The sequence below is a fragment of the Micromonospora sp. CNZ297 genome, from assembly GCF_007827625.1.
Window position 1 is genome coordinate 35,721 of record NZ_VISU01000002.1, and the last position, 25,519, is coordinate 61,239.

At 73.1% G+C, this 25,519-nt stretch carries 26 protein-coding genes, 1 tRNA gene and 2 pseudogenes; 10 read left to right on the forward strand and 19 right to left on the reverse strand.

Features of this window, described 5'->3' with window-relative positions:
* Positions 1 to 118: 118 nt before the first annotated feature.
* Positions 119 to 2,251: a transglycosylase domain-containing protein gene (locus tag FB454_RS03475; protein ID WP_013288084.1), complete on the forward strand. Its 2,133-nt coding sequence runs from the start codon at positions 119 to 121 to the stop codon at positions 2,249 to 2,251.
* Between the two features lie 112 nt (positions 2,252 to 2,363).
* On the opposite strand, the gene FB454_RS03480 is transcribed toward FB454_RS03475, so the two are convergent.
* Positions 2,364 to 2,933 carry a GNAT family N-acetyltransferase gene (locus FB454_RS03480; protein ID WP_013475458.1) on the reverse strand — a complete coding sequence of 190 codons (570 nt, stop codon included), beginning with the start codon at positions 2,931 to 2,933 and terminating at the stop codon, positions 2,364 to 2,366.
* Positions 2,930 to 4,300 (reverse strand): cobyrinic acid a,c-diamide synthase CobB, encoded by a 1,371-nt coding sequence (locus FB454_RS03485; RefSeq protein WP_013288086.1) that lies wholly within the window; start codon positions 4,298 to 4,300, stop codon positions 2,930 to 2,932. The genes FB454_RS03480 and FB454_RS03485 overlap by 4 nt, the downstream gene beginning before the upstream one ends.
* A 134-nt stretch (positions 4,301 to 4,434) precedes the next feature.
* On the opposite strand from FB454_RS03485, the gene FB454_RS03490 reads away from it, so the two are divergent.
* Together FB454_RS03490 and FB454_RS03495 are read left to right on the forward strand one after the other, a co-directional pair.
* Complete coding sequence (locus FB454_RS03490; protein WP_013288087.1) at positions 4,435 to 5,253, forward strand: SURF1 family cytochrome oxidase biogenesis protein; 819 nt, start codon at positions 4,435 to 4,437, stop codon at positions 5,251 to 5,253.
* Between the two features lie 81 nt (positions 5,254 to 5,334).
* Positions 5,335 to 6,105: a hypothetical protein gene (locus tag FB454_RS03495; RefSeq protein WP_145752765.1), complete on the forward strand. Its 771-nt coding sequence runs from the start codon at positions 5,335 to 5,337 to the stop codon at positions 6,103 to 6,105.
* 4 nt (positions 6,106 to 6,109) lie between these two features.
* Here FB454_RS03495 and FB454_RS03500 read toward each other — a convergent pair whose 3' ends face one another.
* The 4 genes and pseudogenes from FB454_RS03500 to FB454_RS03515 all read right to left on the reverse strand — a co-directional run.
* Positions 6,110 to 7,693, reverse strand: a complete 1,584-nt coding sequence (locus FB454_RS03500; RefSeq protein WP_013288089.1) for an ATP-dependent DNA ligase — start codon at positions 7,691 to 7,693, stop codon at positions 6,110 to 6,112.
* Between the two features lie 88 nt (positions 7,694 to 7,781).
* Positions 7,782 to 7,988 (reverse strand): hypothetical protein, encoded by a 207-nt coding sequence (locus FB454_RS03505; protein ID WP_030273275.1) that lies wholly within the window; start codon positions 7,986 to 7,988, stop codon positions 7,782 to 7,784.
* A gap of 78 nt (positions 7,989 to 8,066) precedes the next feature.
* Complete coding sequence (locus tag FB454_RS03510; RefSeq protein ID WP_013288091.1) at positions 8,067 to 9,431, reverse strand: dipeptidase; 1,365 nt, start codon at positions 9,429 to 9,431, stop codon at positions 8,067 to 8,069.
* Positions 9,406 to 10,106, reverse strand: a pseudogene (locus tag FB454_RS03515) (uridine kinase family protein); the annotation flags it as partial. The gene FB454_RS03510 and the pseudogene FB454_RS03515, both read right to left, overlap by 26 nt.
* A 111-nt stretch (positions 10,107 to 10,217) precedes the next feature.
* Here FB454_RS03515 and FB454_RS03520 point away from each other — a divergent pair.
* Complete coding sequence (locus FB454_RS03520; protein ID WP_013288093.1) at positions 10,218 to 10,619, forward strand: rhodanese-like domain-containing protein; 402 nt, start codon at positions 10,218 to 10,220, stop codon at positions 10,617 to 10,619.
* On the opposite strand, the gene FB454_RS03525 is transcribed toward FB454_RS03520, so the two are convergent.
* From FB454_RS03525 to ssb, 3 genes are all read right to left on the reverse strand, one after another.
* On the reverse strand, positions 10,613 to 12,157 hold the full coding sequence (locus tag FB454_RS03525; RefSeq protein WP_013288094.1) for a cobyric acid synthase: 1,545 nt from the start codon (positions 12,155 to 12,157) through the stop codon (positions 10,613 to 10,615). The genes FB454_RS03520 and FB454_RS03525 overlap by 7 nt on opposite strands.
* A complete protein-coding gene (locus FB454_RS03530) occupies positions 12,154 to 13,179 on the reverse strand; it encodes a cobalamin biosynthesis protein (RefSeq protein ID WP_013288095.1) in 1,026 nt (341 codons plus the stop codon). The genes FB454_RS03525 and FB454_RS03530 overlap by 4 nt, the downstream gene beginning before the upstream one ends.
* Positions 13,180 to 13,266: 87 nt before the next feature.
* Positions 13,267 to 14,106, reverse strand: coding sequence for a single-stranded DNA-binding protein (gene ssb / locus FB454_RS03535; protein WP_145822473.1), 840 nt, complete (start codon positions 14,104 to 14,106; stop codon positions 13,267 to 13,269).
* Between the two features lie 285 nt (positions 14,107 to 14,391).
* Here ssb and FB454_RS03540 point away from each other — a divergent pair, with 285 nt between their 5' ends.
* Both FB454_RS03540 and FB454_RS03545 read left to right on the forward strand, forming a co-directional pair.
* Positions 14,392 to 14,802 carry an HPF/RaiA family ribosome-associated protein gene (locus FB454_RS03540; RefSeq protein ID WP_013475451.1) on the forward strand — a complete coding sequence of 137 codons (411 nt, stop codon included), beginning with the start codon at positions 14,392 to 14,394 and terminating at the stop codon, positions 14,800 to 14,802.
* Positions 14,803 to 14,956: 154 nt separating this feature from the next.
* A complete protein-coding gene (locus FB454_RS03545) occupies positions 14,957 to 15,973 on the forward strand; it encodes an alpha/beta hydrolase (protein WP_186461514.1) in 1,017 nt (338 codons plus the stop codon).
* Between the two features lie 63 nt (positions 15,974 to 16,036).
* Here FB454_RS03545 and FB454_RS03550 read toward each other — a convergent pair whose 3' ends face one another.
* Positions 16,037 to 16,771 (reverse strand): hypothetical protein, encoded by a 735-nt coding sequence (locus FB454_RS03550; protein WP_145752801.1) that lies wholly within the window; start codon positions 16,769 to 16,771, stop codon positions 16,037 to 16,039.
* Between the two features lie 170 nt (positions 16,772 to 16,941).
* Here FB454_RS03550 and FB454_RS03555 point away from each other — a divergent pair.
* Positions 16,942 to 17,017 (forward strand) — tRNA-Arg (locus FB454_RS03555).
* Between the two features lie 119 nt (positions 17,018 to 17,136).
* Here FB454_RS03555 and FB454_RS35255 read toward each other — a convergent pair.
* From FB454_RS35255 to FB454_RS35160, 3 genes and pseudogenes are all read right to left on the reverse strand, one after another.
* Positions 17,137 to 17,241: pseudogene (locus tag FB454_RS35255) on the reverse strand (hypothetical protein); the annotation flags it as partial.
* 2 nt (positions 17,242 to 17,243) lie between these two features.
* Positions 17,244 to 17,837 (reverse strand): hypothetical protein, encoded by a 594-nt coding sequence (locus FB454_RS03565; protein ID WP_145752803.1) that lies wholly within the window; start codon positions 17,835 to 17,837, stop codon positions 17,244 to 17,246.
* A gap of 586 nt (positions 17,838 to 18,423) precedes the next feature.
* The gene (locus FB454_RS35160) at positions 18,424 to 18,612 is read right to left on the reverse strand and encodes a hypothetical protein (protein ID WP_053065259.1); all 189 of its coding nucleotides are present in this window, start codon (positions 18,610 to 18,612) and stop codon (positions 18,424 to 18,426) included.
* Between the two features lie 972 nt (positions 18,613 to 19,584).
* Here FB454_RS35160 and FB454_RS03575 point away from each other — a divergent pair.
* Entirely contained in the window at positions 19,585 to 20,052 is a 468-nt protein-coding gene (locus FB454_RS03575) for an NUDIX domain-containing protein (RefSeq protein ID WP_047890589.1), read from the forward strand.
* Between the two features lie 57 nt (positions 20,053 to 20,109).
* Here FB454_RS03575 and FB454_RS03580 read toward each other — a convergent pair whose 3' ends face one another.
* From FB454_RS03580 to FB454_RS03590, 3 genes are all read right to left on the reverse strand, one after another.
* Positions 20,110 to 20,646, reverse strand: coding sequence for a barstar family protein (locus FB454_RS03580; protein ID WP_047890595.1), 537 nt, complete (start codon positions 20,644 to 20,646; stop codon positions 20,110 to 20,112).
* A 107-nt stretch (positions 20,647 to 20,753) separates the two neighbouring features.
* Positions 20,754 to 21,308, reverse strand: coding sequence for a GrpB family protein (locus tag FB454_RS03585; protein WP_161801594.1), 555 nt, complete (start codon positions 21,306 to 21,308; stop codon positions 20,754 to 20,756).
* Between the two features lie 110 nt (positions 21,309 to 21,418).
* Positions 21,419 to 22,147 carry an SDR family oxidoreductase gene (locus FB454_RS03590; RefSeq protein ID WP_047890588.1) on the reverse strand — a complete coding sequence of 243 codons (729 nt, stop codon included), beginning with the start codon at positions 22,145 to 22,147 and terminating at the stop codon, positions 21,419 to 21,421.
* A 76-nt stretch (positions 22,148 to 22,223) separates the two neighbouring features.
* Here FB454_RS03590 and FB454_RS03595 point away from each other — a divergent pair, with 76 nt between their 5' ends.
* The gene (locus FB454_RS03595) at positions 22,224 to 22,583 is read left to right on the forward strand and encodes a MerR family transcriptional regulator (RefSeq protein ID WP_013475442.1); all 360 of its coding nucleotides are present in this window, start codon (positions 22,224 to 22,226) and stop codon (positions 22,581 to 22,583) included.
* Between the two features lie 26 nt (positions 22,584 to 22,609).
* Here the strand turns inward: FB454_RS03595 and FB454_RS03600 are convergent, their stop codons facing one another.
* From FB454_RS03600 to FB454_RS03610, 3 genes are all read right to left on the reverse strand, one after another.
* Positions 22,610 to 23,461 carry an aminopeptidase gene (locus FB454_RS03600; RefSeq protein WP_145822474.1) on the reverse strand — a complete coding sequence of 284 codons (852 nt, stop codon included), beginning with the start codon at positions 23,459 to 23,461 and terminating at the stop codon, positions 22,610 to 22,612.
* A 146-nt stretch (positions 23,462 to 23,607) separates the two neighbouring features.
* Positions 23,608 to 24,018, reverse strand: coding sequence for a pyridoxamine 5'-phosphate oxidase family protein (locus FB454_RS03605; protein WP_145822475.1), 411 nt, complete (start codon positions 24,016 to 24,018; stop codon positions 23,608 to 23,610).
* Between the two features lie 42 nt (positions 24,019 to 24,060).
* Positions 24,061 to 24,501 (reverse strand): Rv0361 family membrane protein, encoded by a 441-nt coding sequence (locus tag FB454_RS03610; RefSeq protein WP_013475439.1) that lies wholly within the window; start codon positions 24,499 to 24,501, stop codon positions 24,061 to 24,063.
* A 73-nt stretch (positions 24,502 to 24,574) separates the two neighbouring features.
* Between FB454_RS03610 and FB454_RS03615 the strand changes: the two genes are divergently transcribed.
* Positions 24,575 to 25,375 carry a class I SAM-dependent methyltransferase gene (locus FB454_RS03615; protein WP_047890585.1) on the forward strand — a complete coding sequence of 267 codons (801 nt, stop codon included), beginning with the start codon at positions 24,575 to 24,577 and terminating at the stop codon, positions 25,373 to 25,375.
* Positions 25,376 to 25,519: the final 144 nt, after the last annotated feature.

The following is a 25,519-nucleotide window of genomic DNA, read 5'->3' on the forward strand; positions in this document are numbered from 1 at the left end:
CGCGATCCTGCCGGGTAGCCGCCGCCCGGGACAGCGCATCCCGGCGTGGGTCGCGTCACGGTCCGCTGGTTTATGAGTTCTTCTCATTTTTGAATCGGAAATGTCATAGCTTGACCCCGTGAGCAGTCGTCCCCTTGCTTCCGCTGGCCGTCTCGTTCCCCTTCTCCGCGCCGGGCTGATCGCCGGCATCGTGGTCGCCGCCGCCCTGTATCCACTGGTCGCCGTCACCGGCATCGGGGCCAAGGCCACCGCGCACGCGATCGAACAGAAGACGAGCATCCTCAAGACCGCGCTGCCGGCCGAGACCTCGTACGTCTACGCGCCGGACGGCAAGACCGTGCTGACGATGTTCTACGAGGAGTACCGGCAGTACACCAAGATCGAGAACATGTCGCCGAACATCCAGCAGGCGATCGTCGCCGCCGAGGACAACCGCTTCTACCAGCACCACGGCGTCGACCCGAAGGGCGTGGCGCGTGCTTTCGTGTCCAACGCCCGATCCGGCGGCGTCTCCCAGGGCGCCTCGACGATCACCATGCAGTACGTGCGGATGGCGCTGCGGGACAGCGCGACCACGCCCAAGGAGGTCCAGGAGGCGACCCAGCAGACCAGCCTGCGCAAGGTCAAGGAGATGCGCATGGCGCTGGACATCGAGAAGCACCTGAGCAAGGAGCAGATCCTGGAGCGCTACCTCAACTCGGCCTACTTCGGTCACCGCGCGTACGGGATCTACGCCGCCTCGCAGATCTTCTTCTCCAAGACCCCGGCCACGCTCACCCCGGTCGAGGCGGCCACGCTGGCCGGGCTGGTGAAGTCGCCGTCGGAGTACGACCCGATCACCTCGGACCAGAAGGACGCCACCGGGCGGCGCAACTACGTGCTGGACAACATGGCCCGCCTCGGTTACCTGTCGCCCGATGCCGCCGCCGCGGCCAAGGGCCAGCCGATCAAGCTGAAGCTGACCACCCCGCCGAACGACTGCGCCGCGATCGACGGCGGCCACCGCAGCTGGGGCTTCTACTGCGACTACCTGAAGAACTGGTGGAGCTCGCAGCCCGCGTTCGGCGAGAACCGGCTGGAACGGATGGACAAGCTGCGCCGCGGCGGCTACCGGATCGTGCTCGCCGTCGACCCGAAGACCCAGGCGGCGGCGGAGAAGAACGTCGGCGCCAAGGACAACACCGGCAGCCCGTTCGCCAACGGCATCGTGGTCGCCGAACCCGGCACCGGACGGATCAAGGCGATGGCGGTGAACCGGAACTACTCGCTCGACCTGGCCGAGAACCCGAACAGCTCGAACCCGGAGGCCGGCCCGAAGGTCAAGGCGAACTACCCGAACACCGTGGCGCCGCTGCTCGGCGGCGGGACGCTACCGGGCTACCAGGCCGGTTCGACGTTCAAGATGTTCCCGATGCTCGCCGCGCTGAACGCCGGGATGCCGCTGTCCACCGCGTACGACTCGCCGCACACGTACAAGTCGGCCGTCTACGACGGGTGGGCCCCGTCCAACGCCAGCGGCGCGATGACCGGCCGGCAGACCATGTGGTCCGGGTTCGGCAAGTCGGTGAACACGTACTTCGTCCAACTGGAGGAGAAGATCGGCGCGGACGCCGGGGTGCGCCTGGCCGAGCAGCTGGGGCTGCGCTGGCGTACCGACGTGGACAAGGAGCAGGCGTCGCCGGGCAAGGCGAAGAAGTGGGGCGCGTTCACGCTCGGCGTCTCCGACGCCACCCCGCTGGAGATGGCGAACGCGTACGCCGCCATCGCCGCCGACGGGCGCTACTGCGAGGCCATCCCGGTCAACGCGATCATGAACCGGGACGGCACGCCGGCCACGTACACGACGGCGGGCGGGGTGCAGCGGGAGGTCGCCAAGCCGCGGTGCCGGCAGGTGGTGAACGCCGACGCGGCCCGCGCCGCCACGGACGCGGCGCGCTGCCCGACCGGCGACACCCCGGCCAAGGGGAGCTGCGGCGGCTGGTCGACAGCCGACAGCGTGCGGGGCACCGTGGGCCGCCCGGTCGCCGGCAAGACGGGTACGACGGACAGCACCCGGTCGGCGTGGTTCGTCGGCTACACGCCGGAGCTGGCGGCGGCGAGCTTCATCGCCGACCCGGACAATCCGTTCAACGCGGTGGGTGACGGCCAGTCGCAGATCCCGGTGAACGCGGTGGCGCAGACCCTGCGGGACTCCCTGAAGGGCCAGCCCACCCGCCAGTTCACCCCACCCTCCGACCAGATGGTCGGCTGACCCACCTGATCCGCCCGGGGGTGCGCCCGGGTAGTTGATCAAGGAGTTTGCGTCCCGGATCGGCCGATCCGCCGACGCGAACTCCTTGATCGACGTTGTGGGGCGGGAGCGGTCAGCGGAGGTCGGCGGCGACGAAGGACCACAGCTCCAGGTCGACCCGGGCGCCGCGGACGATACCGGCGTTGCGCAGCAGGCCCTCGTAGCTGAAGCCGGCCTTCTCGGCGACCCGCCGGGACGCCACGTTGCCGGCCGCCACCCGCAGCTCCACCCGCTGGAACCCGTGCTCCAGGATCAACGCGATGGCCACCGCGTCCACCGCCTCGACCGCGAGGCCGTAACCCCGGGCGTGCGGCGCGATCGCGTACGACAGCTCGGTGAGCCGGGCGCCCCAGTCGGTACGGCGGGCCCAGAGCGAGCCGACCACCCGCTGGTCCTCCCGGCGGACCACCGCCCAGTGGTCGCCGTCGCCGCTGTCGCGCCGCTGCCGGGCCAGCTCGGTGCACCACGCCCGCCCGTCGATCTGCCCGGACGCCTCGGCCAGCGGCAGCCAGCGCTGCGTCTGCCGGTCGGCGAACACCTCGTCCACCGCCTCCGCGTCGGCGACGACGAGGTGCCGCACCTCGATGCGCGGGGTCGAGACGGTGAGCGCCGGGAACCGGCGTACCGCCACCTGCCCGATCACGCCGGCGCCCCCACCGGCGCCAGCGCGGCGGCCACCAGCCGGGCCGCGATGTCCGGATGCGCGGCCCAGTGCGGCACGAGCTGCGAGGCGTGCACCGCCTGCCGGACGAAGCCCTCCGGGTTGCCACCCTCCCAGCGCCAGGCCGGACGGTCACCGGCCCGCGGAGTGAGCACTGCGGCGTGCTGCTTGTGCCCGGTCACCGTCGTGCCGGCCGCGGCCACCACGCTGTCGGTGACAGCGGTGGCCGTGCGGTAGCCGACCACCAGGCCGTCCCGGATCGTGCCGACCGCGTCGAGCACCCCGCACATGGGCAGGCCGTCCAGCTCCCGGGCCAGCCAGAGCAGGCCGGCCCCCTCGGCGATCACCGGGCGGCCCGAACGGGCCAGCTCGGCCACCGCGATGCAGAGGCGGCGGTTGGCGGAGAGCTGCTCCGCGTACGTCTCGGGCAGCCCGCCGCCGACGACGAGCGCGCGCGCCCCGGCGGGCAGCGCCTCGTCGCGCAGCGGGTCGAGCGTGACCACCTCGGCGCCCGCGGCGCGCAGCAGCTCGGCGGTCTCGGGGTGGCTGTAGGCGCCGGCCGGTCCGCCGGCGAGCGCCACCACCGGCCGCTCCCCCGACGGCTGCGGCGCGTCGGCCGGCTCCGGCGACCACGGCTCCACGGTGAGCGCGGGGGCGGAGCGGGCCAGCGCCAGCAGCCGGTCGAGGTCGACGGTGGCGGCCACCGCCTCACCGAGCCGGCGTACGCCGCGTTCGGCGTCCGCGTCGGCACGCACCACGGGACCGGTGCCGTACCGGCGGGCGGGCAGCACCGGGGGCAGCTCGTGCCGGCGCAACGCCCCGTAGACCGGCACGCCCACGTCGTCGAGCGCCTCGCGCAACAGCGCCTCGTGCCGGGGCGAGGCCACCCGGTTGAGGATCACGCCGCCCAGCCACAGCTCGTCGTCGTACGCCCGGAAGCCGTGCACCAGCGCGGCCACCGACTGGCCCATCGCGGCCACGTCCACCACGAGCACCACCGGGCTGCGCAGCGCGGTGGCGACTGCTGCCGTGGACTCGCTCTCCGGTCGTCCGCCGACCGAGTCGTAGAGGCCCATCGTGCCCTGCACCAGCGCGAACCCGGCGCCGGCCGCGCCGTACGCGAAAAGGGGGGCGATCCGCTCCGGGCCGACGAGTCTCGGGTCCAGCGTGCGCCCGGCGCGCCCGGCGGCGAGCCCCAGATACGCCGCGTCCACCTGGTCCGGCCCGACCTTGAACCCGGCCACCGGGATTCCCCGGTCGGTGAACGCCGCGAGCAGGCCGAGGGAGACGGCGCCGGTGCCGTGCCCCGAGGAGGGCGCACTCAGCACGACGCGCGGCACGTCGGTCATCATCGACTCCTGATGTGGGTGGTTTCCGCCCGCGTGACCATACCCGTCCGGCCCGGCGCGCGAGAGCCGCGCACACCGCCGTTTCTGCCTGGCAGCGGCGAGTGGCATCGCTCATACGGGTAGCCTTGGCCAACGTGTACCGGTTCCTGCTGACCCCGCGCTGGCTCGGCTACCTCGCGCTCACGCTCGTCGCCGCCACGGTGATGGTGTTCCTGGGCAACTGGCAGCTGGACCGCTACCGGGGCCGGACGGCCGTCAACGAGCGCATCGACGCCGGGGCCACCATGACGCCCGCGCCGCTGCGCGACGCGCTCCCCGCGCCCAGCGGCGGCGACGTCGGTCCCGCGCCGTCCGAGGAGCTCACCTGGAGCCGGGTCACCGCCACCGGCCGGTACGACAGCGCGAACACCGTCCTGATCCGCGGCCGTACCGTCGACCGGACCGTCGGCTTCGAGGTGCTCACCCCGCTGGTGCTGGCCGACGGCACCGCGGTGCTCGTCGACCGGGGCTGGATCCCGCCCGTGCCGGGCGCCGGCGCGACAGTCCAGCCGGAGGTGCCGGCGGCGCCGGCCGGCGAGGTGACAGTGACCGGCCGGGTGGTCGGCAGCGAGAGCGGCGGCGGCGCGGTCAGCCGGCGCGACGGCAAGCTGGAGGCCCGGCGCATCGACATCCCGCGCCTGGCCGAGCAACTCCCCTACCCGGTGACCGGCGGCTACGTGCTGCTCGACGGCCAGACGCCGGCCGCCGACCCGGCCTTCCAGGCGGTCCAGATCGGGCACACCAACAACTGGCAGAACTTCGGCTACGTGTGGCAGTGGTGGATCTTCGCGGTGATGAGCCTGTTCGGCTACGGCTGGGTGGCGCGCCGGGAGGCCCGCCGCCGGGCCGGGCTGGACACCCCGGGTGAGCCGGTGGACCGCGCCGCCGAGCCCGCCGCCCCCACCTCCGCCTGAGTACGTCGCCCTCCCGGTGGGCACACCTGGGGGCGGGGACGTTGTAGGGTCCGCGGATGATCGTCAATCGTGGGGGTCGCGGTGACCTCTGACGCCACGACGCCCCCGGCCGCCGAGCCACCCGCGTACGACCCGTGGTCGGCCATGCCGCCTGCGGTCGCGCCGCCCACCGAGCAGTTCCCGGTGATCGCCGCGCCGGAGGCACCCGTCACTCCCGCCCCCACCGCGCAGTTCCCCGCCCCGCCGGTGGCCCCGCCTTACTCCGCGCCGCCGTTCTCGGCCCCACCGGCGCCGCTCTCCGCGCCGCCGGCCACCGCGCAGTTCCCGGCCGCGCCGCAGTTCTCCGCGCCGCCCGCGCAGTTCTCCGCGCCGCCCGCGCAGTTCTCGGCGCCGCCCGCGCAGTTCTCGGCGCCGCCCGTACCGCCGGCCGGGGTGGTCGCGCCGTACTACGGGCCCGCACCCGGGGCGTATCCACCGCCCGGGCCGGTGCCGCCCACGCAGTCGGCGGTAGCCGTGCAGATCGCCGAGATCATGGTGACGCCGCCTGTCATCCGCACCCCGGCCGGCGTCCTGCCGCTCGCCGGCGCCTCCTGGTACGTGACCGACTACTGGCAGAAGGAGGAGAAGATCGCCCAGTGGGCCATCGTCGCCGCGATCCTCGGCTTCTTCTGCCTGACCGTGTTCAGCCTCCTCTTCCTGCTGGTCAAGGAGACGCGGCACTACGGCACCGTGCAGGTGACGGTGAACAGTGGCGGGCACCAGTACGTCGCGCGGATCCCGGTGACCGACCAGTTCCAGGTGCAGCAGCTCAACAACCAGGTCAACTACGCCCGGTCGTTGTCGGCCGGCTGAGCCGTCAGCCGGTGACCCGGCCGGCGTGGATGGCGCGGACCGCGTCGATGGTGTCCGCCTCGGCGGCGGTCTTGTCGTCGCGGTAGCGCAGCACGCGGGCGAAGCGCAACGCCATGCCGCCCGGGTACCGGCTGCTCGTCTGCACCCCGTCGAACGCGATCTCGACCACCTGCTCCGGCCGGACCCGCACCACCCAGTCGCCCTTCTCCACGGCGAGCGACAGGAACCGTTCGGTCTGCCAGCGCAGCAGCTCGTCGGTGAGCCCCTTGAACGTCTTGCCGAGCATGACGAACTCGCCGGTGCGCGGATCGCGGGCGCCGAGGTGCAGGTTGGACAGCCAGCCCTCCCGCCGGCCGCTGCCCCACTCGACCGCGAGGACCACCAGGTCGAGCGTGTGCCGCGGCTTGACCTTGACCCAGGCCGAGCCGCGCCGGCCGGCGTCGTAGGGCGCGGCCGGGTCTTTGACCACCACGCCCTCCTGGCCGGCGTCGACAGCCGCGGCGAACGCCGTGGCCGCCTGCTCCACGTCGTCCACCTCGATTCGGTCGACGAGCAGCGAGGCGTCGACCGCGCCGGCCAGGGCCGCCCACCGCTCCCGTCCGGGCGCGTCGATCAGGTCGGTGCCGTCGAGGTGCAGCAGGTCGAAGAAGTACGGCGTGAGCACCGGTTCGCCGGTGCGCTCGGCGGCGGCCAGCACGGCGGGCGCGACCGGTGCCTGCCCGGTGGTGCTGGGCGTGGTGCGCCGGGCCGCCCGGCTGGACGTCTCCTGGAACGGCAGCGGCCGGCCGGCGGCGTCCAGCCCGATCGCCTCGCCGTCGAGCACCAGCTCGCGGGCGGGCAGCGCGCGGACGGCGGCCACCACCTGGGGCAGCCGGCCGGTGATCTCGTCCAGGCTGCGGGTGAAGACCGCGATGTCCGGGCCGGAGCGGTGCACCTGGATGCGGATGCCGTCGAGCTTCACGTCGACCATCGCCGGCACGCCGGTGGCGGTGAGCGCCTCGTCGACCGAGGGCGCGCTCTGCGCCAGCATCGGCGCGAGCGGCCGGCCCACCTGGAGCCCGAACCCGGCCAGCGCGGCGGCGCCGCCGGTGAGCGCCGCGACCGCCACCGCCCGCAGGTCACCGGCGAGCAGCAGGGCCCGCCGGACGGCCGTGACCGGGACGTCGGCGGCGCGCGCGACCGCGTCGGCCAGCAGCCCGGCCTGCGCGCCCTGGCGCAGCTCGCCCCGGAACAGGCCGGTCAGCAGGCGCTGCTCGTCGGCGGTGGCGGCGGCGAAGAGACGGCCGACCAGTTCCCGGCGCCGGGCCTGCGAACCGGCCCCGGCGACGCGGGAGATCTCCTCGATCGCCGCGTCGACGGCGGCGACGGTGAGCGTCGGCTCGGCGGCCGGCGGAGGCAGGTCACGCAGGCCCGCCCAGCCGACACCGGTCTGACGCTGGCGCAGCTCACCGGCGAGATAGCCGGCACCGGCCGGGATCTCGCCCGGCTCCAGCCCGCGCAGCGCGGCGGCCAGCAGCTCCACCTTGGCCCGTCGACCGCTGGTGGCCCCGACCGCGGCCGAGGTGGCCGCCAGCTCCGCGAAACGCACGCCCACATCCTGCCAGTCGCGTGTGACATCGGGGTGGATCCGGCGGCCCGGCACACCGCACGGGTGCGCCGGGCCGACGGGCCGACGGTCAGGCCGAGACCGGTTCCTCGATGCGCAGGCCGCGCCCGCGCACGCCCTCGGCGACCCGGGTGAGCAGCGCGTCGAGCGTGACCAGGGCGGCGGAGAGCTCGCCGATCTGTTCGTTGAGCGTGTCCTCGGACCACGCGGAGACGTCGACGTCCCCCAGAGCACGGACGGCGGCCTGGAGCCGCTCCATCTCGTCGTTCGTACGCATGTTCGAAAGGCTATAACACCCCGCCCGCCGACACACCACAAACTCCGACATCCGCCCCGAAGTTACGGTTTCGACACCTCAGGCGCGGTTTCCGGCCTCGGCCACCCGGGCCAGCAGCAGCGCCTCGGCCAGGCACACCCGCGCGAACTCGCCCAGGTGCAGGCTCTCGTTCGGCCCGTGCGCCCGCGCGTGCGGGTCCTCCACACCGGTCACCAGGATCGCGGCCCGCGGGAACATCTCCTGGAACGTGGCGATGAACGGGATCGACCCGCCCACCCCGATGTCGACCGGGTCGGTGCCGTCCCAGGCCGTCCGGAACGCCGACCGGGCCGCGTCGAACATCGGCCCGGAGGCGTCGATGACGCAGGGCGCGCCGTCGTGCTCAAACGTCACCGACACCTGAGCGCCCCACGGCGCGTGCCGCTCCAGGTGCGCGGTCAGCGCCGCGTACGCCTTCTTCGGGTCGTCGCCCGGCGCCAGCCGTACGCTCAGCTTCGCCTTCGCGGACGGCACCAGCGCGTTCGGGGCCTCGCCGGTGGACGGCGCGTCCACGCCCAGGATCGCCAGCGCCGGCTTCGTCCAGAGCCGGTCGGTGATCCGGCCGGTGCCGAACAGCCGCGCGCCGTCGACCAGGCCGGCCTCGGCGCGGAACCGGTCCTCCGGGTAGTCGACGCTGGCGCCCTCGCGGGCGGCCAGCCCGTCCACCGCTACGTCACCCGCCTCGTCGTGCAGCGTGCCGAGCAGCTTCACCAGCGCGGTGAGCGCGTCCGGCACGGCGCCGCCGAACATGCCGCTGTGCACCGCGTGGTCGAGCGTGCGCACCTCCACGAAGCAGTTCACGATGCCGCGCAGCGAGGTGGTCAGCGCCGGCACGCCGACGTCCCAGTTGGTGGAGTCGGCGATCACGATGACGTCCGAGGCCAGGTCGTCACGGTGCTCGGCGAGCAGCCGCTCCAGCGAGTCCGAGCCGTACTCCTCCTCGCCCTCGATGAACAGCACCACGCCGACCGGCAGCCGGTCGCCGAAAGCGCGCAGCGCGGCGACGTGCGCCATGATGCCCGCCTTGTCGTCGGCGGCGCCCCGGCCGTAGAGGCGGCCGTCGCGCTCCACCGGCTCGAACGGGTCCGACTCCCACAGCGACAGGTCGCCGACCGGCTGCACGTCGTGGTGCGCGTACATGAGCACTGTGGGCGCGCCGGCCGGGGCCGCCTTCGTGCCGATCACCGCGGGCTGGCCGCCGGACCGGACGATCCGCGTGTCGAGGCCGCAGCCGCGCAGCAGCTCCGCCACCGCCTCGGCGGAACGCTCCACGTGCGAGTGGTCGAAGCCCTCGAAGGCGATGCCCGGGATGCGGACGAGTCGCTCGAGGTCGGCACGGACGCCGGGGAGTTCCCGCTCGACGGCGGCCCGCACCTCGGACTCGGAGAGGATCGGAGTGGTCATGACCGGAATCGTATGCTGGCCTTACCCCGCCACGTCGCCCGAGCCCGGTCGCCGCCCCACGCGCACGTAGTAGCGGTCCGCGTCGTGCGGCAGGTCCGGGGCGCCGTCGACGACCAGGTCCACAGCAGCCTCGGTGCCGTCGGCGGCGAAGTGCGACCGCTCCCCCGCGTGCCAGCGGCGCAGCTCCGGCAGGATCCGCTCGCCGTCGCGGGCCAGCGCCCGGCGCAACCCCAGCTCGGCCGGCGCGGTGACGAGCACCGACAGCGTCAGCTCGGGGCGTACCGCGGCGCGGGCGGCGCTCACCCCCTCGACGATCAGCACCGGACCGGCCGGCACCGGCACCACCCGGTCCAGGAAACGACGGCGCACCCAGCTGTAGCGGCGGTAACCGCCCGCCCGGCCGGCCCGCAGCGGGCCGAGGACCTGCTCCTCCAGCCGGGTCCAGAACGTGAGCTGGTCGTCCCAGCCGTCGAGCAGGTCGTCGGTGTGCACGAGCGGCGGGCGGACGCCGCCCACCCCCGCCGCCAGGGCGTCCGCGAGGCGCGTCGCGAACCGGCTCTTGCCCGCGCCGCTGGGCCCGTCGACGGCGACCAGCCGGGTACGCCCCAACCGCGCCGGCCCGGCCAGCACCCGACGGGCCAACCCGGCGTACGCCTCGATCAGGGCAACGTTCACCCGACCGACGCTAACGTTCCCCCGTCCGCTGGAAACTGCGACCCGGGCGGACCGTTTCGCCGAGCGGCGGCGCGGCGCGCTGGGCATCATCGGGGGGTGCTCCATGACGTGATGTGTCCGGGCGTCGACGCCCTCCTGGAACAGGCCCGCGCCGGTCTCCGCCGGCTCACCCCGCACGAGACCGTCGAGGCGGTCCGTGGCGGCGCGCTGCTGATCGACACGCGTACCGAGGCGCAGCGCCGCGAGGAGGGTGAGCTGCCCGGCGCGATCGTCATCGACCGCACGGTGCTTGAGTGGCGACTCGACCCGGCCAGCGCGTGGCGCATACCCGAGGCCACCGGGTACGACCGCGAGATCGTCGTGGTGTGCCGGGAGGGGTACAGCTCCAGCCTGGCCGCCGCCAGCCTCCAGACGCTGGGGCTGCGGCAGGCCACCGACATGATCGGCGGCGTGCAGGGCTGGCGGGAGGCCGGACTGCCGATGTCCGACCGCCCGGCCGACGTGCGCTACTGAGCCGGTGGCGCGCCGGGTGGCACGAACGGCAGTCCCGGCGGTGGGCCGGACTCGATCAGCCGCCACAGCGCGTCGGTGTCGAGGTGCTCCTCCACCAGGTCGCCCAGCAGGTCCAGCGTCCGTTCCCGGGCCGCCGCGAAGGACGTGTCCGGCGCGACCTTGAACCCGGTCCGTCCGGCCGCCTCCGCGACCTCGGTCAGGAACCGGCGGCGGAACGCGTCCGAGGAGAAGGCGCCGTGCCAGTGCGTGCCGTACACGGTGCCGAGGCGCGCGCCCTCGCCGGTGCCGTCGGCGTAGCGCAGCAGCGGCGCGAGGCCCGGGTCGGCGGCCGTGACCCGGCCGTGGTGGATCTCGTACCCGTGGACCGGCACGTCGCCGGCGGCGGTGCCCTCGGCCCGGCGGACCGTCTTGCGGGGCTCGAAGGTGATCTCGACGGGCAGCAGCCCGAGGCCGGGTACGGTGCCCCGGCGGCTCTCCACCGCATCGTGGATCGCCCGGCCCAGCATCTGGAAGCCGCCGCAGATGCCGAGCAGCGGCCGTCCGGCGGCGGCGTGCGCCCGGACCGCGTCGGCCAGGCCGGTCTCCCGCAGCCAGGCCAGGTCGGCGACTGTCGACTTGGTGCCGGGGAGCACCACCAGATCGGCGGCAGCGAGTTCGGCCGGCTCGACGGTGAGGCGGACCCGCACACCCGGTTCGGTCGCCAGCGCCTCCACGTCGGTGGCGTTGCTGATCCGGGGCAGCCGGACCACTGCGACGTCGAGCCAGTCGGTGCCCCGGGGCGCGGGCGGCCGGCCGAGCACCCGCCCGTACGCGAGCGAGTCCTCCGCGTCGAGCCACAGGTCCAGGGCCCAGGGCACCACCCCGTACGTCGGGCGGCCGGTGACCCGGTGCAGCATGTCCAGCCCCGGCTGGAGCAGGCCGCGGTCACCCCGGAACTTGTTCACCACGAACCCGGCCAGCAGCGCCTGGTCGGCCGCGTCGAGCAGGGCGACGGTGCCGAACATCGAGGCGAACACGCCGCCCCGGTCGATGTCGCCGACCACGATCGTGGGCAGCCCGGCCTGCCGCGCCAGCCCCATGTTGACGTAGTCGCCGTCGCGCAGGTTGATCTCGGCGGGGCTGCCCGCGCCCTCGCAGATCACCACGTCGTACTCGGATCGCAGCTCGGCCAGCGCCGCGTACGCCGTGCTGGCGAGCCGGGACCGTACCTCGTGGTAGTTGCCGGCGGTGACCGTGTCCACCGCCTCACCGAGCAGCACCACCTGGCTGGCGTGGTCGCTGCCCGGCTTGAGCAGCACCGGGTTGAAGCGCAGGTCGGCGTCGAGCCCGCAGGCGGCGGCCTGCATCGCCTGGGCGCGGCCCAGTTCGCCGCCGCGACCGTCCGGGCCGACCACCACGGCGGAGTTGTTCGACATGTTCTGCGCCTTGAACGGGGCGACCCGGACGCCCCGGCGGCGCAGCCAGCGGCAGATGCCGGCGGTGAGCACGCTCTTGCCGGCGTCGGAGGTGGTGCCGGCGACCAGCAGCCCGCCGCTCACCGCCCGCTCCCCCGGCCTGAGCCACGGGCCGCTCGGGTGACGACGCCCAGCGCGGCCCGGCCGGCAGCGCCGACCAGGCGACCGACTGTCACCGGGTAGAGCGCGGCCAGGCCGAGCGCGGCCACACCCACCGCGCCCGAGATCCGGGCGGCCCGCTTCAGGTGCCGCGCCTCGGGGCGGGGCCCGTCACCGAGGAAGGGCCGGGTCTCGGCGCGGCCGAAGTAGACGTTGCGCCCGCCGAGCCGGACGCCGAGCGCGCCCGCCATGGCCGCCTCGCACTGACCGGCGTTCGGGCTCGGGTGGTCGGCCCGGTCCCGTCGCCACACGTGCCAGGCGGCGGCTCGGTCCCCGTGTGCCACCGGCGCGACGGCCACCGTGAGCAGCCCGGTGAGCCGGGACGGCACGAGGTTCAGCGCGTCGTCCAGCCGGGCCGCCGGGGTGCCGAAGCGGGCGTACCGGGGCGAGCGGTGGCCGACCATCGCGTCGAGCGTGTTCGCCGCCCGGTAGCCGAGCAGGCCGGGCAGGCCCGCGACCGCGCCCCAGACCAGCGGGGCGACCACGGCGTCCGAGGTGTTCTCGGCGACCGACTCGACCGTGGCGCGGGCGAGTTCGGGCTCGTCGAGGGCCGACGGGTCGCGTCCGCAGAGGTTGCCCAGGCGGGACCGGGCGGCGGGCAGGTCGGCCCGGCCCAGTGCCCGTGCCATCACCCGGGACTCGTGCCGCAGCGTGCGCCCGCCCAGCACCGTCCAGGTGCCGGCGGCCACCAGCGCGGCCCGGGCCACCGGATGGCGGCGGGTCGCCAGCGCGGCGGCGGCGCCGAGCAGGACCGGCGCGCCGACGGCGAGCGCCGTGAACGCCGTGCCGGCCGTCCGGTCGGGGCGGTAGACCCGCCGTTCCAGCGCGCCGGCCGCCGTGCCGAAGCCGGCCACCGGATGCCACCGGCGGGGGTCGCCGAGCAGTGCGTCGAGCGCGTAGCCCACCACCAACCCGGTCGCGTTCGCCATGGCGGTCGCCTGCCGCACCCGTCACCACCTCCGGCCGGCCAGCCTAGTCGTACCGCGGGGTGGTGACGCCGACGTCACCACCCCGCGCCCCCGTCGGACGAAGGGTCAGGCGGGCACCGGGGTACGCCGCCGGCCACGGCGCCCCGACGCGGTCCCGGCGGCCCCGCCCGGACTCGCGCCGCCCGCCTCGCCCTCACCTGGTCCGGAGCCACCCGGCCCGGAAGCACCCGATCCGTCGACCTCCGAGGGCGGGACCTCGCCCAGCTCGTCGTCCTCGGACGTGACCGGCCCGTCGTCCTCCGTGTCGCCCAGCTCGTCCTCCTCCGGACCGCCCGGCCCGCGGTCGTAGTCGGTGGCCCGCGCACCGGGCCGGGTGTCGAACGGGTCGGGCTCGCCCACCCGCTCGACGGTGCCGACCAGCCCGACCCGGCTGCCCCCGTACTCCGGCGGCGGGAAGTCGTCGTCGAAGGGCCGGTCGTCGAACGTCGCCGGCGCCTGGGCATCAGGCACCGGCTCGGTCGCCTCGCCGTGCACCCGCTGCTCGGCCTCCGCGTCCTCGACCGTGCTGGTGGCCGCGCGGGGCTGGTTGCGCAGGAAGCGGGCGCGGCCCCGGGACAGGTCGTGCCCGACGGCGACCGCCTCCAGCTCGTAGAGCGTGCGGTGGGTGCCCGCCTCGTCGGTCCAGTCCCGGGTGTAGAGGCGCCCGGCGACGATCACCGGATCACCGACCGCCACCGAGGCGGCCACCCCCTCGGCGAGGCGGCGCCAGCAGTTGACGCGTACCCGAAGGCTGTTGCCGTCGACCCAGCGGCCGCTGTCGCGGTCGAGCCGGCGGGCGGTCGAGGCGACCTTGAAGTTGGCCACCAGCGTTCCGCTCTGCGTGGTCCGGCGCCACTCCGGCGCGGTCAGCACGTTGCCGACGATCGTCACGTACGTATCGAACATCGCCCCTCCCAGGGATCGACTTGTCCCGGTGAGCGTCGGCCGGTCGCCCGGCCCGGGCCACCCGCCGGCCCGGACCTGTGGACGACGGGCCGCCCTGTGGACAACCACCTGATCAAGGTCCCGATCTGCTAGGCCGACCGGCCCTACGTGCCTGACCTGCGGCGACGCATGATCGAAAGGAACCGGCAAGCAGGCGTTCCGGAATCCCGCCGGTTGGGTAAGTACTTGATCAACCGAGAGAAAGGGAGCTCCCATGCTTCTCCGAGACGTCCGCGAGGCAGCGCGATGAGCGCCGTGGCGAACCCCGCGACCGTGGCCGAGTGCCTGCGGGTCGGCGCCGGGTTCTCCCAGGGCGACCGCAACTGGATCGCCGAGCAGTTCGCGACCCTGGACGCCCGGCTCGCCGGCTTCCACGCCGACGCCACCGAGCTGGAGGTGTCCGTCAAGGACCGCGAGGCCCGGGGCCAGAAGGTGACCCTGGAGTGCTGGGTCGCCGGGCGGCAGAAGATCGTCACCACCTCGACCGAGGAGGATCTGCACGCCGCGCTCAACGACGTCCGGGACGACCTGCGCCGCAAGCTCAACGACGCGAAGACCCGGCAGGAGCCGCGCCACAACAAGCACCTGCGCGCCGTCGACCAGCCCGAGGGCACCCCGTTGCAGGACGCCGAGCGCGAGGACGCCGAGACCGCCTGAAGTCCGGCACGGCCCGCCCGCACGGTGCCGGCGGGCGGGCCGTGCCGTTTGTTAACAAGGGGCCCTTCCTCTACCGGATGCGTTAACAAGGGCCCCCTCCTTACAACCCCAGCACCCCTACCGCCGGGTAGCAAGGCGGCGTACCGTCGCGGTCGTGGAACCGGACGTGCTGGGCGCCCCCTACGAGCGGCGGACGATCGAGCTGGGCACCGACGACGAGGGACCGGTGGTCGCGACCCTGGTGCGGCGGCGCGCCGACCGCCCGACCGGCCGCGCGGTGCTCTACGTGCACGGCTTCGTCGACTACTTCTTCCAGACCCACGTGGCCGACTTCTTCGCCGAACGCGGCTGGGACTTCTACGCGCTCGACCTGCGCAAGTACGGCCGCAGCCTGCTCCCGCACCAGACCCCGAACTTCTGCCGCGACCTGAGCGACTACTTCCCCGAGCTGGACGCCGCCGCGGAGATCATCCGCGCCGAGGAGGGCCACGACACCCTGCTCGCCATGGGCCACTCGACCGGCGGCCTGATCATCTCGCTGTGGGCGCACGACCGCCGCGACACCGGCCTGGTCGACGGCATCGTGCTCAACAGCCCCTTCTTCGACATCAACGCGCCCTGGATGGTGCGCCGGCCCCTCGCGGCCGCCGTCTCCCGCCTGGGCCGCAGGGCGCCGCAGCGTGTGCTGCCGTTCGGTCTGGGCACCGTGTACGGCGAGAGCCTGCACGCCGACCACCGGGGCGAGTGGCGGTACGACCTGGCCTGGAAGCCGCTCGCCGGGTTCCCGGTGCGGGCCGGCTGGATCAGCGCGATCCGCGCCGGTCAGCGCCGCCTGCGGGCCGGGCTGGACATCCCGGTGCCGGTGCTGCTCGCCTGCTCGACGCGCAGCTTCCGGGGCACGAAGTGGCACGACAGCGCGACCGGCGCCGACGCCGTGCTCGACGTCGAGCACATGGTGCGCTGGGCGCCCCGCCTCGGCCGGCACGTCACGCTCGCCCGCTTCGACGGCGGGCTGCACGACCTCACGCTGTCCAGTCCCGGCGTACGCGAGAAGGTCTTCGCGGAGGTCGGACGGTGGGCGGAGGGATTCCTGCGCGCCGGGCCGACCGAGCCGGAGCCCACGACACCGCCGGCCCCGCGGCGGCCGGCCGACGCGGCCGCCGAGGGCTGAGGCCGGTCCGTCCCGCCGCCGGGACGCCCGGCTCAGTCGGCCGTCCCGCCGCGGACGGCCGGTTCAGTCGGCGACGACCGCCGTGAGCGCGGCGCGGATCCGGTCGAACGTGGCGATCGGATGGCCACCGCCCTGCGGCGGCAGCACCAGGCCCAGGCAACGCAGCGCGGGCCCGCCGTCCGGCCCGGCCTCCACCGCGAACACCGGCGCGCCCACGTAGCCCGCGGGCAGCTCCGTCGTGACCCGCACCTCGCCGCCGTCGCGGGCGACCCGCTCGACGACCGCCTCCAACGGCCGCGCCCCGCCGTCGCCGACGCCCAGGGCCAGCACGAACGCCGAGGCGGGCGCCGCGCCGATCCGGGCGACCGAGTCGGCCGGCGCGGCCACCGCCTCGGTGACATGCTGGGTACGCCAGCGCCAGCCCCGGTCGTCGGCCCAGCCGTGCAGACCGCCGGTCGGCATCGCGGCGAGCCCCAGTTCCGGCAGGTGCAGCCAGTGGTCGGCGAAACCGGGCAGGTCGATCGGCTCGTCCGCCCCCTCGGCCGGGTCGGTGACACTCGGCCGCAACCCGATCTCGCCGTACGCGCGGTCGGTGAGCGCGTCGGCGGTGAGCAGCCACTCGTGCGCGACCTCGCCGTCGTCGGTGGCGCCGACCAGCTCGCTGTAGAAGAAGGCGGTGCCGAGGACGCCGGGCGGTGTGCCCGGGCCGTCCGAGCCGGTGAGGGGCAGGATGGCCCGTCCGAGGAGCTGACACAGCTCGAAGACGATCTCGTTCTCGGTTTCCTGGTCGAGCAGCATCCGACGAGGGTACGGATCGCGTCCCGCCCGGCCCGCGCCGGACCCGCCGCAACTGTGGTGCCGGTCCGGGCCCCGGCGTGGGACGCTGAGGGGCGGAACGGACGCGCCGACCCGTACCCCCGGGCACGCGGGGAGCGGCGGTACCCTCTTGGCGCGACGACCGTCGGCGCGCGCCCGTAGCTCAGCGGATAGAGCAGGGGACTTCTAATCCCAAGGCCGCAGGTTCGAATCCTGCCGGGCGCACCACCGTCATCGCAGTTCGGCGACTTGGCGCTTTCGGTCGAATCGACCACCACGGCCCACGTCGTCAGCCCGATCTGACTGTGCCCGAGCACCTTCATCACCGTCCGGGACGAGGCACCGGAGACGAGCAGGAACGTCGCGCAGGCGTGCCGCAGGTTGCGCAACCGCAGCCAGTCGAGGCCGGCCGCCGCCCGGATCTTGTGCCAGGTCCGGTCGATCCGCTTCAGCGCTAGTCGCGATACATTGCCGAATCAGCGAGGCCCGCGCATGGCCGCTCAGCCCCGTGATGCCAGGCGCTTCCCGCTACGGCGACGGGGTAGCTGACCTCTCTGACCTGTCGATCGGCAGTCTGGACGGAGAACCGTATCGACAACGGCTCGCTCCCGAAGGCGAGAGTGCACTCGATGCGCAGCTTGACGCTGATCCAGCCGGTACCGCCAGGGCGCAGCAGCCGAGACTGGCCGGTGTCATGGACCTGGACGGCGGGTCGTTGACCGGTAGCCGAACTCACTGTGATCGGCGCGGGGCCAGCGTTGATCACTGCCAGTTGCCCGTCCATCCGGAGGATGCCCGTGGCGTCCGAACCCCCGCTACCGACGGATGCAGGAAAGGCCACGAGGGAAACCGAAGCGTTCCGTTCTCGCTCTTCCCGCGAGTCTCGCAGTTCACCGGCACCGATGCCGCCGAGCACGACACCGACCACGAAGGCAGCCACAAGCCGTACATTCCGCCTCCGTTTGGCCACGAGGCGGACAGGGGCGGTGCGGCCCGCCGACTGGCGATCGTGGTCGTCCAGTTCAATCACGTTGTGCTCGGCCGACATGGGCGTCAGCCTAGGGCTCTCAGCGGCTACCCGTCGGCCGGCCGGACAGCCGAGACCACCCGAGAGGCGCTTCGCGGCATCGTCCATGACGGCCCGCGCGATCTCCAGCAGAACAACCCGCAGCACTGATTCCGTCCGCCGGGAGGCACAACCCATGTCTGTGCATGAGCCACCAGAGGCAGTCACCCGGGAGGCGGTGGCGATGCTGCTACACCTGGCGTTCATCGAGATCCGTTCCCAGACGTCACCCGCGATCGGGGACCGGTCACCAGAAGCACTGGCCAAGCGTTGTGATCGGATCAATGAACTGGCTGATCTCTGCCACAACCTGCCCGGATACCTCGCACACGGACGGCGGCACCGCGCCGCGGACGGGCTGCGGTACGTGTGGCGAGGCTCGTCAGGACGGAAACGCACCTGGCTCCGGAGTCGCTTGGACCACCTCGGCTACGACTACGGCTGGCTGGAGGCCCTCGACGTAAAGGAGCCCCGCCGACGGCCCTCATGAGCCATCCGTGGGCCAGTGACCGTGGGTTCGCAGCGCGCCGCACCATCGCTGTTGCAACGTCGGCGGGCCAGCCGCCGATCAGGCAAGGAACGCCCGAAGCTGCCCTATCGCACCCCGCACCTCGGCCCGGTGCCTGCCCTCCTTGACCCACGCCGGCAGGCGTTCGACCAGGGTCTGGCTTCCCATGTACTGGCCGCGTTCCCGCAGCTGAGCGGACACGTACGCCTCCAGCAGGTCCAGGTGTTCGGCGTTGTACGCCCAGAGCACTCGCCCACGGCACTCGATCGAGAGCCAGAGTGGTTGGCCGAAGTACGGGTCGTTCGGGCCCGAGAACTCAGGGAACGCGCGCGCGTTGTTTGCGAGTCGAGGGGCCTCCCAGAGGGCCGTGTACGCGCACCCGAGACAACTGAGCCGACGACGCAGCCAGACGTCGTGCCGAGTACCGTCGGCTTCCTCGGGACACGGAAGGACCGAGGCACGTTCTGCACAGCGTGGGCAGCGGACGAGAACCTCGCCAGCAGCCAAGCCGCCCAGCCAGTACCTCGGATCTCGGAAGCGCCCGGTGCTTCCTCTCTCAGCCGACGCCATTGATCAAACGTACAGCCATCGACACAGACCCCGAGGCCACTGTAAGCGCCCAGCCGCGCCGAGAAGTGATGTCGGGCAAGTGGGCGCTTGGCGCAGGCCACTACGCTCCACATTAGAAGTGTGGGACTCGACTCTCCACCTCCCGGGCTCTGGAGGTACTGTTGCCGGTCGTGCTTGGGCCATACCCGTTGTGCCCGACGTGCCAGAAGACGAACGGCGGCCTCATCGCCGCCAAGCACCGCCAGATTCACGTCCGGGCGCACGGCAGGGAGGCATGTGTCGATGCGGGCCTTGCCGGACTCATGGCCAGCCTCTGGGCTGTCTGCGACACGCGTAGCTGTTGCGAGAACGACCGCGGACGGGCGTACGTCGTACCGACCGCGGACACGTGCGATGCAGCGGAACACCTGCTGACCAGGCTCGGACTGCGCCCGACGAATCTCGACGGGATCCTCTGTTTCCACAAGCCCAGCTCCTTTCGGCTGGACGACGCCGGCCAGGTGCGACGCGTGCTCGAACAACCAGGCGGTGCCCACTCGCGCTGGCGGGTGAACGAGAACGGGGTGTTCGAACCCGTCCGCACGGCAGAGGAATCCGCCGGCGCTGACGCCGGTCCATGACGAGCGTCCCCTCAGCGACTACCGTGCTCTGATGGCCGTCTCGTCGTACGTGGCCCGGCTGCGGGCGGTGATCGGCCACGAGTTGATCCAGATGCCGTCGGTGTCGGTCGTCGTCGTCGACGACCGCGCACGGGTCCTGCTGGTACGTCATGCCGAGGACGGGAACGGGTGGGCGGTACCCGGCGGCGCGGTCGACATCGGAGAGTCGCCGGCCCAGGCGGCCGTGCGTGAGATCCGCGAGGAGATCGGCGTCCGAATCAGCCGGCCGCGGCTGCTGGACGTGCTCGGCGGCCCCGACTACGAGGTGACCTACCCGAACGGCGACCGCGTCGCCTACGTCACGGCGGTCTACCAGGCGACCATCGCCTACGGAGAGCCGGTCCCCGACCACGACGAGATCAGCGAGCTGGACTGGTTCACCCCGCCGCAGCTAGCCGGTGCCGATCTCAACCGCTTCTCCCGGGCGCTGCTGCGGGCCACCGGTCACCTCGCCGGTTGACGGCGACCGCTTCTCGCAGGCCGCTCCGCCGCCGACGGTCGAAAGGAAGCTTCCCGGTCAGGCCGGTCGGCGGTTGGCGTCCGCCCACTCCGCGTCGTTCCAGAGCGCGGGGACCGCGCCGACCGGCTGGAACCGGATCTGCGGATCGTTGCTCTGCACGAGACACATGAGACGGCGGCCGATCAGGCTTGCGCTTCGGGAGTGGCGCGCCATCGTGTCCAGCACGATCTGGGCGGACAGCGGGCAGTGCGTGGCGAACGTGTCGTAGCCGGTGAACACGAGGACGAGGCCGGCCGCCTGGGGCGTCCACCCGTACTCCTGGCTCACCACGTCGCGCATGCAGTCGTTGAGGGCGTCGAGGTTGTGCCCGTAGTAGCCGGGGAACCCGAGCACGGCGGCCGTGTCCCGGTGCATGGCCTCCTCGGTCGTCCAGCCGGAGGCGTCCAGGTGGGTGACCTGGTAGCCGTGATCGCGTAGCCATCCGGTCGTCCGATCGAGGATCGGCGAACGCCAGAACAGAGTCACCGGCGTATTGCTCATGAGGCGGAAAGCCCGGTCCCCGCTGAGATCGGCTTCCGCGTCGAAGGCGGTCACGACCGGGAGAGTACAGCCGCGACCGGTACGCGAGCGCCATCGCTCCTCGACGGCGACGGACGGGGCGACCGTCCACCGCGGGCCGTGCAGGCGCACCCCGTCCAGATCTAGCCCTCTGCCGACTGGCGACCTGCGGATCGGCTCCACAGCCGGGCCTCGGCCGACAACTGCGCAAACACCTTTTCCTTTGCTGCGCCGTACTGGGCCCGACTGTGGGGATGCAGCGCGGCTGCACGCCTCTTTGCCGCCTCGTAGCGACGGGCAGCGTCCGGGGTGGCCGCGAGGTAGGCGCGAAAGACTCGGTTCGCCTCCGGCACCGGCGACGTGACTCCGAAAACGTGCAGGTGGTGGCTTCGCTTTCCGGCCGTGTCCTTCGCGAAGAACAAGTGCTCATCGTCGTCCGGGAAGGCCAACGGACGGTAGGCGTACCCGAGCTGCTCAAGTGGCCGGACGTCGGCGACCACCGCACCTACCTCAGGCACCACCACCAGGATGTCGATGACGGGTTTGGCAGCCAGGCCGGGGACGCTGGTGGAGCCGAAATGCTCGACGCTCAGCGCCGCGGGAAGCGCCTCCGACAACAGCCGTTCTTCGATCCTGAATCGCTCGGGCCAGGCCGGGTCGTAGGGCACCACCTCGACTACAGGCACGTCGTCGCTCACGTCGGCCACCGTAGCGGCTGGCACCTTATTCCGACCGAGGCTACGACCCGGCTGGGGCCAGAACACGAGGCACATCAGGCGCCCACCGAACAGGGCGGGTTGAACCTCGCTCAGGCCGCCGTCAGCGCCGCCAAGGCCCGGTCCATCGCGGCGTTGAACTCCTCCGGCGTCAGCGTCAGCCGGGACTTGACGTCGCGGCTCCACTGGTCGGCGAGGACTTCGGCGGCACCGGCCTCGACGCCGTCGAGCGCCGCGTCGGCCAGGTCGGACGGCGCGATCTTGGTGACGGGCCACCCGGCGGACATGTCGGTGTCGGCCAGGCCGAGGTGCACCGCCGTCACGAGCGTGCCCTGGTCGGCGAGTTCCAGGCGTACGCCGTTCGTCATCGCCCACGCGGCGGCCTTGGTCAGGTGGTACGCGCCGGCGCCTCGGGTTCCGAACCACGACATGGCGGAGAGCACGTTGACGATCGCGCCCCCGCCGTTGCGGCCGAGCGCCGGCGCGAACGCCCGGATCATCTCCAGGTGGCCGAGCACGTTCGTCTCCACCTCGTGCCGCACCGCGTCCAGCGAACCGGCCACCAGGTCGGTGCCGGTCTGGATCCCGGCGTTGTTGACGAGCAGCGTGACGTCCGGGGCGGCAGCGGCGACGGCACGCACCGATGCGGGACTGGTGATGTCGAGCGCCAGCACCTCGACCCCTGGCAGGTCGACGGTTTCCGGCCGGCGCGCGGTCGCGTAGACCTTGCGGGCGCCGCGTTCGAGCAGGCGCTGGGCGAAGGCGCGGCCCAGGCCGCGGTTGGCGCCGGTGACGAGGGCTACCGAGTTGGTGATGTCCATGCCCGGTACGCTAAAACCTGACGTTGACGTCAGAGGCAAGTGTTGATCGCCGAGACCGGGGTGAGAGGAGTCACCGTTGCCCGAGCCGCTGATCCGCATCGGGGAGGTGGCTCGCGGCGCCGGTGTCTCGGTGCGCGCGGTGCGCTACTACGAGGAACAGGGTCTTCTCTTCCCCAGGCGCAGCCCGTCCGGCCAGCGCCTCTACCGGCCGGACACGGTCACGCTGGTCCGCTTCATCCAGCAGATGTACGCGGCGGGCCTGACCAGCAGCCGGATCGCGGAACTCCTGCCGTGCTGGGACTCCGGGCACACCGACCCGGCGCAGCGGGCCATGCTGCGCGCCGAGCGCGAGCGCATCCAGGCCAGGGTCGACGAGTTGCGGGCCGCGCTGGACCGCCTCGACGAGGTCATCGCGATCACCGACACCCACCCGTAGGCGCGGCCCACCGGACGCCGCAGGTCTCAGCGGCCCTCGGTCTCGCGGTGGGCACGCAGTGCGCCGGCGACGGCCAGCCCCACGCCGCCCAGAGCGACAGCCATCTCCACGGCCGAGGAGACCTCGATGGCACTGGCCGCCGGAGCACCCACGCTGATCATGATTCCCGGTTGCAGGAAGGCGTCCTCGGCGGGCCTGACCAGCGGCCACCAGCTCGCCCAGGCGGCGGCGAGATCGGCGCAGACCCGCACGGCGACCAGCGACAGCAGGACCATCCCCGCCGGGAGAAGCCCGCGCCGGTCGCCCCGCCGTCCGGACACCGCCAGCACCCCGGCGGTCACCAGCACGGCGAGCAACGCCGGCCACACCGCCGCGAACAGGTCGGGCAGCGGCGGTTCGCCGGGCGCCAGCGCCACGCTCGCCACGCACCAGACGAGCACTGCCACCGCCAGGACCGTCGTCACCACACCCCGCCGCCCGCCGCGTGCCGGCAACGCCGACACGGCAGCGCCAAGCAGGAGTACGCCGAGAGCCAGGCCCCCGGCTGTCAGCCGCTGCCGGTCGATGCCGTGCTGCCAGCTCTCCAGCAGGTACGCCCCCGCCCCAGCCCGGCCCCGTGCCGGCTCGCCCACCTCCGCCACCTGTTCCCGGTACCGGTGCAGGTTCGCCACCGCCACCAGGGCGAACAGCCCGGCACCGGCGGCGACGCCCCAGTTCACCCGGGGCATGGCGGTGGCGGTGAACGCTTGGCCGGCCAGCGCAGCCAGCGTGACCACTGCCCACAGAAGCGACGCCTCCCGCATGTCGAGCAGCGCCGCTCCGACCGACAGCAGCCCGGCCACCACCGCGGCGACTCGCAGACCCGACGACAGACGCATGGCGCAGAGAGTGGCACAGGAATCCGGGCCGCGATGACCCGCCGGTTTCGTCGGTGGTCTCGGGCATGATCGCGTGCGCTGCCGTGCGGTGCCGGATCCCCGGACCGCGTCGGCGAACTGCGCCGCCAGGTCTTCGGGACCGGGAACTAGCGTGCCGTTCCGGCCAGCAGCCACCGCCGGACGGGCACCTCCAGCAGCACCCGCTCACCGTCCGGCGTGACCGGCTGCCGGATGTCCCATCCCCCGTACTTCTCCGCGAACGCCGCGACGACCTCGGGCGGGAAGCCGGTGCGGTGTACGCGGGCCTCGCCCTCCGCTACGACCGGGTGGACACCGTCCTCCAGGGCGAGCGAGATGCGGGGGTCGGCCGTCACGTTGCGGGCCTTGACGCTGCGCCCCTCGCAGCCGATCCACCAGACGCCGTCCGCGTAGACGAACCACACCGGCGTGACGTGCGGGGAGCCGTCACGGCGCAGCGTGCAGAGCCAGACGTTGCGCTCGCGGGCGAGCCGGTCCTCGACGGCCGGCGGGAGCGGTGTGGCGGGAGATGAGGCCATGCGACAAGTGGATCAGGTGTCACGCGGCGGCACGCGACCGGCTCACTCGCAGATCCGCCACTCGCCGTCTTCCTTGACCATCGGGAACGACTGGGTCACGTTCGTGCCGACCGAAGGCGTGAAGCGGATGGTCGTCGACCCGCTCACCCGCCCGTTGTTGTTCGACACGTTCAGCCCGGTGATCTCGTAGCCGGTGAACTCCGGCTGGGAGGACTGCTGCCGGGTGAAGTCCGCCTCGCTGACCCGGTCGCGCACCGAGGAGCAGAACTGCCGGTACGCGGCGGGATAGTCGCGGTCGACGATCGCCTCGGCGTAGGTCTCCGCTGTGGACCGGGCCGGGCCGGTGGCTTCCTGCACGGCCCGGAAGAGGAAGAAGCCGGCGAGCACACCGCCGGAGCAACAGATCGCCAGCACCACGCCGAGCACGATGAACAAGGTTCGCTTGGACTTCTTCGGCGGCACCATGGCCGGCTGGTATGCCATACCCCGCAGGGTAGGAAACACCGGCAACCGTAAACCGGATGCCGCGGCTCCGCTTCTCGGCGACCATCGATCGATGCCCGCACACCGCCCGGCCGAACCGGACATCAGTCGCTACTACACCGAGGTCTACGCCGAGGCCGACCGGCTGGAAGGGTCACCGCAGGGCCGGCTGGAGGCACGGCGTACCCGCGATCTGCTCGCCCGGCTGCTGCCCGCCGCACCCGCGGACGTGCTGGACGTCGGCGGCGGTCCCGGTGCCTACGCGGGTCCGCTCGCCGCGGCCGGTTACCGGGTGCACCTGGTCGACCTGGTGCCCGCGCACGTGGCGGCCGCGCGGTCCGCGTACCCGCTGGTGACCGCGTCGGTGGGGGACGCCCGCGCGTTGCCGTCGCCCGACGCGGCGGCGGACGCGACGCTGCTGCTCGGCCCGCTCTACCACCTGCCGCGGCAGGCCGACCGGGTGGCGGCGCTGCGCGAGGCGGCGCGGGTGACCCGGCCGGGCGGGACGGTCGTGGCGGCGGCGATCAGCCGCCACGCCGCGCTGATCGACCTGAGCGCGCAGGGCCGCGTCGACGAGCACAACCGTCGGTTGCTGCGCGCCGAGTACGAGACCGGCGTGAACGATCCCCGCACGGGCTTCACCACCGCGTTCTTCCACCGGCCGGAGGAACTGGCCGCCGACTTCGTCGCGGCCGGGCTGCCCGACCCCCAGGTGTACGGGGTGGAGGGTCCGCTGTGGCCGCTGCTGAACGCGCTCGGCACCGGGTCGCACGAGCGGTTGTTCGCCGACGCGCTGGCCTGCGCCGAGACGTTCGAGCGGGACGCGGCGATCCTCGGCGCCAGCGCCCACCTGCTCGCCGCCGCGCGCCGCTGACCGCCGGGCCGGAGTGCGGTCTGCTTTACGCCGGAGCGAAACTCGTCAAGCACCAAGGGTGACCAGTTGCGACAAACCATGTTATTCTCCAGCGTCAATCTATGCCGCGCGGACCCGGCCGGGTCGCTGCCGGAAGGACATCCC

Coding starts and splice junctions, on each gene's coding strand:
- FB454_RS03485 (WP_013288086.1), bottom strand. CDS start 4,300: ATGACCGACGTGCCGCGCGTCGTGCTGAGTGCGCCCTCCTCGGGGCAC.
- FB454_RS03505 (WP_030273275.1), bottom strand. CDS start 7,988: ATGCGTACGAACGACGAGATGGAGCGGCTCCAGGCCGCCGTCCGTGCT.
- FB454_RS03510 (WP_013288091.1), bottom strand. CDS start 9,431: ATGACCACTCCGATCCTCTCCGAGTCCGAGGTGCGGGCCGCCGTCGAG.
- FB454_RS03520 (WP_013288093.1), top strand. CDS start 10,218: ATGTGTCCGGGCGTCGACGCCCTCCTGGAACAGGCCCGCGCCGGTCTC.
- ssb (WP_145822473.1), bottom strand. CDS start 14,106: ATGTTCGATACGTACGTGACGATCGTCGGCAACGTGCTGACCGCGCCG.
- FB454_RS03540 (WP_013475451.1), top strand. CDS start 14,392: ATGAGCGCCGTGGCGAACCCCGCGACCGTGGCCGAGTGCCTGCGGGTC.
- FB454_RS03550 (WP_145752801.1), bottom strand. CDS start 16,771: ATGCTGCTCGACCAGGAAACCGAGAACGAGATCGTCTTCGAGCTGTGT.
- FB454_RS03565 (WP_145752803.1), bottom strand. CDS start 17,837: ATGTCGGCCGAGCACAACGTGATTGAACTGGACGACCACGATCGCCAG.
- FB454_RS03575 (WP_047890589.1), top strand. CDS start 19,585: ATGGCCGTCTCGTCGTACGTGGCCCGGCTGCGGGCGGTGATCGGCCAC.
- FB454_RS03590 (WP_047890588.1), bottom strand. CDS start 22,147: ATGGACATCACCAACTCGGTAGCCCTCGTCACCGGCGCCAACCGCGGC.
- FB454_RS03600 (WP_145822474.1), bottom strand. CDS start 23,461: ATGCGTCTGTCGTCGGGTCTGCGAGTCGCCGCGGTGGTGGCCGGGCTG.
- FB454_RS03605 (WP_145822475.1), bottom strand. CDS start 24,018: ATGGCCTCATCTCCCGCCACACCGCTCCCGCCGGCCGTCGAGGACCGG.
- FB454_RS03610 (WP_013475439.1), bottom strand. CDS start 24,501: ATGGCATACCAGCCGGCCATGGTGCCGCCGAAGAAGTCCAAGCGAACC.
- FB454_RS03615 (WP_047890585.1), top strand. CDS start 24,575: ATGCCCGCACACCGCCCGGCCGAACCGGACATCAGTCGCTACTACACC.